This window comes from Pseudolactococcus insecticola, assembly GCF_011170065.1.
Classification (GTDB): domain Bacteria; phylum Bacillota; class Bacilli; order Lactobacillales; family Streptococcaceae; genus Pseudolactococcus; species Pseudolactococcus insecticola.
On the sequence record NZ_BLLH01000004.1, the window covers coordinates 132046 to 142093 of the forward strand.

Annotated in this window: 12 protein-coding genes; 4 read left to right on the forward strand and 8 right to left on the reverse strand. The window is 43.4% G+C overall.

Features of this window, described 5'->3' with window-relative positions; genetic code table 11:
* Positions 1 to 30 precede the first annotated feature (30 nt).
* The 8 genes from Hs20B_RS05425 to mutL all read right to left on the reverse strand — a co-directional run bounded on the left by Hs20B_RS05425 (position 31) and on the right by mutL (position 7055).
* On the reverse strand, positions 31 to 1776 hold the full coding sequence (locus tag Hs20B_RS05425) for a hypothetical protein (protein ID WP_172356341.1): 1746 nt from the start codon (positions 1774 to 1776) through the stop codon (positions 31 to 33).
* Positions 1733 to 2794, reverse strand: a complete 1062-nt coding sequence (locus tag Hs20B_RS05430; protein WP_172356343.1) for a DUF916 domain-containing protein — start codon at positions 2792 to 2794, stop codon at positions 1733 to 1735. The genes Hs20B_RS05425 and Hs20B_RS05430 overlap by 44 nt, the downstream gene beginning before the upstream one ends.
* Before the next feature lie 80 nt (positions 2795 to 2874).
* Positions 2875 to 3429 (reverse strand): WxL domain-containing protein, encoded by a 555-nt coding sequence (locus Hs20B_RS05435; RefSeq protein ID WP_172356345.1) that lies wholly within the window; start codon positions 3427 to 3429, stop codon positions 2875 to 2877.
* A 21-nt stretch (positions 3430 to 3450) separates the two neighbouring features.
* Complete coding sequence (locus tag Hs20B_RS05440) at positions 3451 to 4038, reverse strand: hypothetical protein (protein WP_172356346.1); 588 nt, start codon at positions 4036 to 4038, stop codon at positions 3451 to 3453.
* On the reverse strand, positions 4019 to 4243 hold the full coding sequence (locus tag Hs20B_RS05445) for a hypothetical protein (protein WP_172356348.1): 225 nt from the start codon (positions 4241 to 4243) through the stop codon (positions 4019 to 4021). Before Hs20B_RS05445 ends, Hs20B_RS05440 begins: the two co-directional genes overlap by 20 nt.
* Before the next feature lie 133 nt (positions 4244 to 4376).
* Positions 4377 to 4961 carry a Holliday junction branch migration protein RuvA gene (ruvA, locus tag Hs20B_RS05450; RefSeq protein WP_172356350.1) on the reverse strand — a complete coding sequence of 195 codons (585 nt, stop codon included), beginning with the start codon at positions 4959 to 4961 and terminating at the stop codon, positions 4377 to 4379.
* Positions 4962 to 5120, reverse strand: a complete 159-nt coding sequence (locus Hs20B_RS05455; RefSeq protein ID WP_172356352.1) for a hypothetical protein — start codon at positions 5118 to 5120, stop codon at positions 4962 to 4964.
* Positions 5121 to 5138: 18 nt separating this feature from the next.
* Positions 5139 to 7055: a DNA mismatch repair endonuclease MutL gene (gene mutL / locus Hs20B_RS05460; protein ID WP_172356353.1), complete on the reverse strand. Its 1917-nt coding sequence runs from the start codon at positions 7053 to 7055 to the stop codon at positions 5139 to 5141.
* Between the two features lie 273 nt (positions 7056 to 7328).
* On the opposite strand from mutL, the gene Hs20B_RS05465 reads away from it, so the two are divergent.
* The 4 genes from Hs20B_RS05465 (at position 7329) to Hs20B_RS05480 (ending at position 9897) form a co-directional block, all read left to right on the forward strand.
* The gene (locus tag Hs20B_RS05465) at positions 7329 to 7853 is read left to right on the forward strand and encodes a hypothetical protein (protein ID WP_172356354.1); all 525 of its coding nucleotides are present in this window, start codon (positions 7329 to 7331) and stop codon (positions 7851 to 7853) included.
* A 129-nt stretch (positions 7854 to 7982) separates the two neighbouring features.
* Positions 7983 to 8723 carry a hypothetical protein gene (locus tag Hs20B_RS05470; protein WP_172356355.1) on the forward strand — a complete coding sequence of 247 codons (741 nt, stop codon included), beginning with the start codon at positions 7983 to 7985 and terminating at the stop codon, positions 8721 to 8723.
* Positions 8654 to 9037, forward strand: coding sequence for a hypothetical protein (locus Hs20B_RS05475; RefSeq protein ID WP_172356356.1), 384 nt, complete (start codon positions 8654 to 8656; stop codon positions 9035 to 9037). The genes Hs20B_RS05470 and Hs20B_RS05475 overlap by 70 nt, the downstream gene beginning before the upstream one ends.
* A 380-nt stretch (positions 9038 to 9417) precedes the next feature.
* Positions 9418 to 9897, forward strand: a complete 480-nt coding sequence (locus Hs20B_RS05480) for a hypothetical protein (protein WP_172356357.1) — start codon at positions 9418 to 9420, stop codon at positions 9895 to 9897.
* Positions 9898 to 10048: the final 151 nt, after the last annotated feature.

Genomic DNA, 10048 nt, shown 5'->3' on the forward strand with positions numbered 1-10048 from the left:
TTGCTGATTTTTAAGCGACAGCCGCTTGCCTTAGCTGATGGTGTCATTTATCGTCCAAGTAAGGGTTCCGGTAAATGTTCCTGCTTTCATTTTATTACTCACTTGGGCTTGGATGCCAGCATTTTCTGCAAATGTTGTTTGGAACAGGGCATCGCCAGTTTGTGTGAGTAAGGCTGAGCTGCTGTCAAAAAGTGTTTGCCCTGTCGCATCAATGACGTTGCCATTGTAGACGAGAGGAACCAATGAATTTGATGCGACGGATAAACTCCAGCCATAGGCACCAATGTCACGATCGTCGTAAATGGCGATTGGCATGATATTGCCAGCCGTTCTTGCGATCGTGATTGTCTCACCATTACTTGCCAGTGCGTTGATGTCGTTCAGGCTAGCTTGCCAGGTCAATGCTGTGGGTAAAGTCGTGATACTTAAGCCTTTTGCTGCGGAAAACTCGATGACTTTACCTGCTTTTATGGCAGACATATCTGTCGTAGTATAGGTCGACGGCGTTGCAGTATCAAACAAAGTCACATAGTCATTTGAGAAGACACCAGTTGCGACGCCACGCTTACTTAAGGTGTTACTAGCTTGCGCCATATCACTGTAAACATTTAGCCTGTGAGCATTTGTTGCCGTCATCTTGAAGTTCGTACTCGTGCCAAATACGGCACCAGCACCTGCCGCAAATCGAGCATAGCTCGGATTTGTGATGCTAAACGTATCTGACGTTGCGACTACACCAGATACTAACTGCCCCGTCGCAAGGTTGTTACGAATATCGATGTAACTACCACTTGCTGCTGAAAAAGTTACCGTGCTAATGTCCGTATCAAACAAAGGTGCATACGTATTGACGTTTAAACTACCGCTACTGCCTACTGTGATTGTTGCCGTGCTTGATGAACCATACCAGAGATCATTACAGGCCGCGGCCGTATTGGTCAGGTTTAGATTACCGTTGATTGTCCAGGTGACAGGAGACGTCGTGTACATGAGAAAACCCGTGCGATTACTCGTCCAGTTCAGTGTGGCTCCCGCATTGACCGTGAGATTCCAGCTTGCACCGGTGTCGTCACAAGAGTTGTAAGTGCCTAGCCCAGCTTGCTCGATAAATGACGTCGTCCCGTCAAGAATCGTAAAGCCATCACCTTCTTGCAATTCCTGGTCAGTCCCACAGGTAAAGGTATTCGTCCCACTAAACTGAAATGCGTTCGGCCCTACTGAGTAAAACGGCTGCGTGTTTGTAACTGTTGCTGCAAACTGCCAGATACAGTTTTGGTAGGTGACAACTGCATTACCCGATGCCACCCAGATAAAGCCATAGTAACCGTGAGCGTAACCGGTTGTTGACGTGATGCCGTCAGCAGCCTTACAGTTTTCAGCTCCTGTTGTCACGCCCGCTGTTTTGATGACTTGGTTCATGTTCATGACCGTAATCGAGTAGGCACCTGTGACATAAAGCGGCGCTGACGTCGTCGATGACTCATAAAATGTATACCCTGCCATGTCAAGTGTCAAGTTGGCATTTACCGTGGTAGCGCCGCCATAGTAGAGATCATTGGCAGCACGCACATAGGGTTTCTTGTCTGTCGTGACAGCTTGGTTAAAGTCATTGCCATTTGTTACAAGGGCATACCCGTCGTCCGTCATGGTGTAGGCTGCTACTTTTTTCTCGCCAATGCCGATTCCTGCAAGGATTGCGGTCAAAATAGTGGCGAAAACAACTAACAGTTGATTAAGATGTGATGTTTGCTTTCTTATCGTCATTTTCGTCATCATCTTCTTTCTTACGGCGTTTCAGCAGGATTATGATAAAGATAAATAAGCCTAACACCAGTGCTGTCAAAGCACCAAGTAAGATATACAAACCTACTTTATCGTTTTTATCCGTGATTGAAAAGCCTTGCTTATCGGCAAATTTCTTTGAGATAGCTGTAGCGTCAATGTCAAATGACTTCTCAAGCGTCCACTCATGTTGCATCGTCTCAGTCTGAGTTGCCTTTACCCTGAAAAGATAACTGCCCGTCGGAAATTTTGTCGCATCGTACAAGAGATTTAGCGCAAAATGCGTCGTAGGTGCCACCGCATAGTCGGAAAAAGTCTTAGTCACGACAACTTTCCCTGTTTTTTTACTGATAATCTCAGCTTTTAGCGACATTTTTTTGATGTTAATCCAGGCTGGATTTTCAAGTGTGGCCGAAATCTCAACTTGATTATTACGCTTGCGAACGAGCACCTCAGGCATCTTCAGATCAGGATGGACTGTCTTATCTGTTTCTTTGATGACAACAGCCTTTGCATAGGCGTATTGATTGGTGTAGCCGCTTTTTTTTGCATTGGCAGCGACAGGTTTTTCGATATAAATCGCCCCTAAAATCATACCGTCAAATGTCGTTGCAGGCATTTTGACCTTGATTGTCACCTGTTTTTTAGACTTGGCGGGCACCGTTACTTTTGGCGTTTCGACCTTTGCAAAACTGGTAAAGGGCATGGTCATCGCAGCATCTAGTTTTTGCGTGCTGATACCGTAAGAAATGCTACCATTATCGCTTGTCATGCCGTTTGTCACAGCGACCGTAAAATCTCCTGATGTGTCAGAAGTATTATCGATTTCAATCGTCAGATCAAAGGCTTGATTGGCCTTAGCACGTAAGTCAAAGTAAGATTTTGACGTGTCTACCTGCAGTTCTGACTGAGCTGTTCTGACGGTATAGCCCACGTCCTCAGCTCGAACAAGTCTCGGCGCAGCAATGATAAAACCAATCACTGCAACACATAGAAGTAGTGCTTTCTTCATTATTATTTTTCGCCCCCTTTTGTTGTGTATGTAGTGGAAAACCGAAGTCTTCCTTTTGTCACTATGTGGCTGCGTGCTATCTATTCGGTGATCTCATCTCCCAAAGTATAGGTGATTGTACCTTCGTAAGTACCAGCTTTTAGAGCTTCGCCTGCTGACAATGAAGATGAGTCAACGTCAATTTCTTGTTTGCCATTTGTATCCGGACCAGCTTTCAGTATCGTGCCTTCAGTTTGATAAATATTTCCACTTATACCTGTCACGTCAGAATCCTCTATACCACCTTCTGCAGGTGTAATTGTCAAATCTGATACAGGTAAATCATAGGCACCTGTTGTCAATGTCAATTCTGACGCAACTGCGTTCAAGATCCAGCCCGTATCGCCACCACGCAAGTCAGTGATTGTAAATACATCACTCGCTTCTCCGTCACTAATAAATCCATCTTCTGTGATGTCCTGATCTTCAAACGTCAAACTTGGCACTGTATCCAGTGTAATAGCACCTGCGTTAATTACGATAGAAGATTCACCTATCAAAGGGGCAGGATCAGTTGTATCTGCATTCACAACGCCAGCAAATAGCGTTACCGCTGCGATTGTCCCTACTGCACCTAATATCAATTTCTTTTTCATAATCATGTCCTTCGCTTTCTTTTAAGTGAGGCCGTCTGTGACAAGCCAGTGGATCGTGAGTGTATAGTCGGCAGGACGCAAGTCATGACAGAGCTCAAGCCCAAATGTATGTGGCGCTAGAGCGACTTTATACTGCGTATTACCAGTTGCTGTGCCGTCTACCGAAAGGATCGGCGTCCAGCTATTTTCAGTTGCTACTGACGAGTAGCTACCATTTTTCGTTGGCGAAACTGGGAGAAATGTTTTGCCGTCTGTCGATGCGGTAATGTTCATACGAGCACCGTTGACTTTGGCATCGCTGAGATTACAGATCTGCCCATTCGTGCCAATCAGCGGATCACTTCTGACAGAGAGCGTCCAGTCGCCACTACCCGTGTCACGCCCGTCAAATATGTCAATCGTGACAGCAGAGGTATTATAGATATAATCGCCCAGATTATTAGTCGTCCAGCTGCCAAAACTCGTAGAACTCACTTTTGTGACCATGATGCCGGGCGTGATCGTGATACCCGTCGTCCCTGTCATCGCATGCGCGATAGAGCTACCAGATAAAACAAATCCGACCATCATGACCATACCTATCAGTCGTTTAGTCCATATGTTCACCATTTCTCCTTTCCCTTAGTTTGATAATCAAGATAAATATGGCTGTTAAAATCAGCGCCATACCCACAAATGAGACGAAGAAGCCTGATACCTCCCCAAAATGCCCCAAAATGCCTTTAGCAATTGGTTTGGGTGCTGGATTTTTGATTGTAAATTCAGCGGTACTTGTGGCTCCGTCAGCCAGTAGATATTTATTGAACACCGCCATCACCTTCTATCTATCTTCTCTATACTTTAATTTTACCCCATTTTATTTTTTCATGATAACCATATCCGAGATTTTTGGCGATAAAAAAAGCCTTATTTTACCGGTATCTTCGGCAAATAAAGACTTTTTCGTATTATTTCATCATCAACTTCAAGGCTGTTTTGATATAGCCTTCTGTGGTGTCGCTTTCGATTTCTAGTTTTTTCTGGATTTTTTTGAGTTCTGACGCCTTGTAGCCTAGGGCGCTCAGCGCTTCTAGGGCGTCATCAAGTTCAGTTCTTGCGGCTGTTTTCGCACTCGCTACGTCAGCTGCGACATTTTCAAACTTACCTTCAAGATCCAGCACCATTTGGCTCGCCGTTTTTTTACCGACACCTGGAAACTTGGTCAGATACTTGATGTCTCCGTTGTCAATGGCTGCAACCAAGCCGTCATTGTCATCGGCTGCGATGATGGCAAGTGCTGACTTGGGACCAATGCCCGACACTGAAATCAGCTGTAAAAACAGCGCTTTTTCATGAACATCTGTAAAGCCATAGAGCGTGTGTGCGTCTTCACGAATGACCTGATGCACATAGATTTTCACGGCATCAAAGCCAACCTGCGCCGAAAAAGCATAGGGATTTGCCACATGGAGCTGATAGCCTATCCCTGCAACGTCAAGCACCAGGTAAGTTGGGGTGATTTGGACCAGTTTTCCTGTTAGATAATCGTACATTTAGATAACCGCCGTAATCCCTGAAAGCGCGGTAAACGGGATGATTTGATAGGCACGAAGTTCACCTTTTTTGTAGGAAATACCGACTTTGATGAAGTCAGCCCCGTCTAGCGTAAAGTCTTGCCCTTGATTGACCAAGTCTTGAAGTTGTTCTTTCATATTTTCTTTCTATTTTTCTCAAAACTGCGTGTTCCAGCCACCTTTATGGCCTTGCTGAATACGACGAAACATTTTTTCCATATCCGTGTTTGAAAAACTGACAATGGCAGGTCTACCATGCGGACAATTGTAGGGATTTTCGCAGGTGGCAAGCTGCGCTAACAAATCACGCGCACTTGCCGCATCAATAGACATATTGGCCTTAATCGAGCTTTTGCAAGCAATCATAATCGCCAAATCTTCTCGGTATTTTTTGACCGAAACCTCGTTACCGCTGAGTAAGAGATCTATCAGCTCATAAGTCGCAGACTCAATCTCATTATCTCGCATCCAAATCGGATGCTCACGCAGTACAAACTGGTGCTCGCCGTAAACATCTAAAAAAACGCCTGCTTCTTCTAACTGTTCTTTTTTCTCATTGACCGTCAGAAAATCGTTTTGTGGTAGACTGATGATAATCGGCGCCAAAAGCTGTTGTTGTGCATAGCTGACTTGCCCAACCTTATCTCGATAATACTCATATTTGACACGTTCCTGCGCCGCATGCTGATCGACAATATAGAGCCCATCAGGTGCCTGACACAAAAGATAAGTCCCGTGCATCTGTGCCAGAAACTCAAGTTCTGGAAAGGTTGCCGCTTTTTTGACTGGCTCAGTCTCGGCAAATAATGTCGTCAGAACGCTTGACGCTGTGCTATTTTCATCGTCAGATTTTTCGTCAAAACCTTCTACGACTACTTCCGACGCGGGCTGGCTCGTATCAAATGTTGCCTGTTCCTTGACATAAAAATCTTGCTTTGCCTTATCGTAGTAGAGTTGCTTACTTTGCAAGGGCAGATTTCCTTGTTCCGATTTAGGTTCTGACACGGTCTTCTTAGTTGGTTGTGGTGTCACTGCACCACTGTGTTTGACTAAGTTTTCAAGGGCGTCTGGTATCAAAACTTCATCAGAAAGTGCTGCTCTGATAGCTGTTTTGATGAGGTTCATCAGCTCACCTTCTTTAGAAATGCGCACCTCTTGCTTAGTCGGGTGAACATTGACATCTGCTAAAAACGGATCGATTTTGATGTCTATCACAGCGATTGGAAAGCGCCCGACCATGAGTTTTGAGCCGTAACCGTCAACAATAGCGCGGTTAATCAGAAAATTTTTGATGTAGCGACCGTTGAGTAGCACCGTGATGTAGTTACGATTTGCCCGTGTCAGCTCAGGCAGGCTCACATATCCTGTCACGTCAAAGTCCAGATCAGCGCTTGAAATCTCGACCATTTTTTTAGCCGTACTGATGCCATAAACACCAGCAATTGCCTGCTGCAAATCACCCGTTCCTGCCGTTTTCATCATGTCTCGGCCGTCATTGACCAAGGTGAAAGCAACTTCAGGATGCGCTAAGCTCAGGCGGTTGATAATGTCTGTGATATGCGCAAGCTCCGCCTGCAAACTCTTGATATACTTGAGCCTAGCCGGTGTGTTGTAAAAAAGATTCTCAACCTTGACTTGCGTCCCGACACGCTTTGGTGCGGGTTCATTTTGGGTAATGTCGCCACCTTTTGCGACAAGGTGTGTGCCACTTACATCAGCTGTTTGCGACCTTGCCGTGTTAATCGTGAGCTCGCTCACACTCGCAATTGATGGCAGCGCCTCACCACGAAAGCCCAGCGTTCTGATCCTAAAAAGTTCATCGACATCCTTGATTTTACTGGTTGCATGACGTTTGAGCGCAAGTGCCACATCTTCTGGCGCAATTCCCTCACCGTTGTCAATGATTTCGATAGTTTTAAGTCCAGCCTCCTCAATCTTGACTGTGATCTGGCTTGCTTTAGCGTCAATCGCATTTTCGAGCAATTCCTTAACGACACTTGCAGGTCGCTCAATCACTTCCCCTGCTGCGATTTTATTGGCTAGATTATCGCTTAACTCAATGATTTTACTCACGCTATAATGCTCCTTTCACGACTGATGACTACTTCTTCTTTATATTATTATACCATTTTTTGGGTGGCAAAAAAGCGCTTGCGCGCTTCAGCTAACTTTAACAGATTACTTTTCTGTCAATTCCTTATTCTTTTTCTTCTCAGCACAAATTGTAAAATTAACTTTTTTGATGAAATTATCGACATCGTCGAGCTTTAGATACCCAATAATGCCTATAATTTCAATTCGATTTAATCTTCCCATTCTATAATTATTTAACAAAGGGGATAATCAATGATTAAGAAAAAGAAGCTACTTAAACTAGCTGGAATATTGTTATTTGCAGGGAGCCTTGCCTTGTGTACACCAATCACTCAAGTGTTTGCAAAAACTAGTCAATCTACTAGTAGTAGTGCCAAAGATGAAAAGGATGACAAGCCTGCAGATAATGACACCCCTCCTAATGCCACCGTTAAAACGGTGACAATCACCGAGGCACAAATGGCTGAGTGGAAAAAAGCATATCCTGCGTTGGATTTAACTAAGTTTCTTAAACCAACTGATCCAAGCACGATTACACCACACACACCAACAGCAACAGATATTGCTGCGTTTAAAGAATGGATTAAGCAAGGCGGGAATCCACGTAACCAAGTTATGCAAACTGTCACTGCCAAGGTCGGTGAAACTGTTGCCAACCAAATGTGTGATTACTTACAGGCCAAATTTTGGCAACCATTAATGAATAAAGCAAATGTTGCTTCCGTAGTTACTGAAACGAGTGGTAAGAAGAACGTTGGCGCAATGCAACAAGGTTAATATGCAGCTTACTTTGGTAGTTATTTTGCTGCTTTATTCGCTGGTAACCAAGGTGGTCCAACTAGTTCATCATCAAGTAGCAGCTCGTCAACAAGTTCTTCAAATACGACTTATGCATACCAAGATATCATGACATTGATTAATGACGGTTTTGTCGTTTCTTATGATGGAACAACATACCGTTTACACAATGTACAAGATGGTTCAATTGCATACTCACTGAAGGCCACAGACATCGACACTGATGATGCTAAAGCCATGACTGTTTTAGTTTCTTCGACTGGTAAGACATACTACCAAGCAGGGATCGATACGGTTTCTGGTTTGGAAGCAAAGTTCAAGGTTAAAACCGGTAAGAATCTAGTTGCCGTGCACATGGTCCCAGTTCCTAAGACCACAACTGAGAAAAAATATCCATATCTTTTCCCAGCATCTAAGTGGAAGATGACATTTACTGGTTCAAAACCTAGCTGGTGGACAAGTGCATTAACAACTAAGGTGAATAAGTCGTTTAAGGCTTGGAAAAAAGTTGCATATAACTTTGATTTGAAAGGTTTCTTGAATTACTTCAAGACGTTGCCGTCTAAAGCACAAAAACCAACAGCTAGCGATATTAAGTTGCTGGAACAATGGGCAACATACAAAGCTAACCCAGCGAATGCAGATTCTAAGTTTGCTACGAAAAACTCAGTTTGGGCTGGTGATAGTATCTGGAATGACGCTGCACAATACTTAAATGACGAGTTTGGCGTCGTTTACGGACAATGTCCTGGACCAACTGCCGTTCGAGGATTACAGCTTTGGGAATCACACTTGATAAAGCAACCGAAGATAAAGTTGGTAGTTCAGTTGGTGAAAAAGAGTTCTTAGGAATCTGGTTCACGAACACTACTAAGTGGTCAACTACTAATTCATCTAAGTATCCTTATGAAGCGATTGCTAAATTATGGAAGAAGGGATTCATTCCTTCATTTGATGGGAAGACTTGGCGCTTATCAAGTGGTAAGAAGGGTAAGATTGTTTACCAAGGTACTTTGAAACAATTGAAGGCACAAGTTGCTAAAGCTGATAAAGCCGCCAAGGCCAAAGCTACCAAGGCAAAAGAAATCAAAATTGCCGCTGCTGCTGGTGCAGTGATTATTATCGCAATAGTGACTGTAGTAGTCATCAAGAAGCGTAAATAAAGTAATCCCATTTGTATATTGGAATATTGTTTAAATGAAACATTAAAAGGTCGAATTCTCAAATTTGAATTCGACCTTTTAATTACCTAATTGATTGCACGTGACATTTTGCAGGTTGCATCTATATACCATCAGTTAAGGAAAAGTCAGGTTATGTTGCTGCTTGTCGAACACTCTGTATAGGATGGGTCTAAGAATTTGTAACTATTCGTAAGAATTGTCAATTGTCAAAATTGACGTTATCGATTTTGTGATAGCGATATATTATGCATCGCACTTTTCGTAACTCATCGTGATTGGCTTGTAAAACCAAATTTTTTGTTTTATAATGATGTTATCAATTAAATAAAAACATGTTAATTAAAGAAAGAGGTAACATCTTGGTGGTAAACGTCATCATCGCATTGTTCACAATTGGCTTTATTCTTTCGCGTCAAATCCGCAAAATCGAAGTCGAAAACGAATGGAAAGCGCAATTAATTTTATTAATCATTGGAGTTATTGAACTCGCAGGTGTCGCTAAGGTGACTGGTGTTGGTGCGAACTTGTATCTCAATAATCCAGTGCTTGATGGCGCCATCATCGGTGGTTGGTTGATTGCCATTGTAATGGCATTTGTCCGCGTTCCAGTTTATACAGTAACCATTGAAAATGGGAAAGTTTGGCGCCAAGGCGGTGCGAAATCACTCGCGCTTTGGGCAGTCACGATAGCCTTGCACGTTGGGTACACATTGCTCATGGGGCACTTCAATATTCCATATTTGGACGATGTTGCAACGCCCTCATTAATGGTGTTTATGGCGCTGTCATTAGGGATGCAAAAATTATTAGTGCTACGCCGTGCGAAAAAAATGATGTAAGTCATCGAAAATAATACGGTAGAAAAATGAAGTTTAAAACCCGCTTGACCCCTTATTTTAAGCGGTTTGTTGACTCAAAAACACGATTTAACTACCCTTTTAACTACCCCGCAACATTTTTTACAATGCTTTTAAGATACTTCCGAACTTT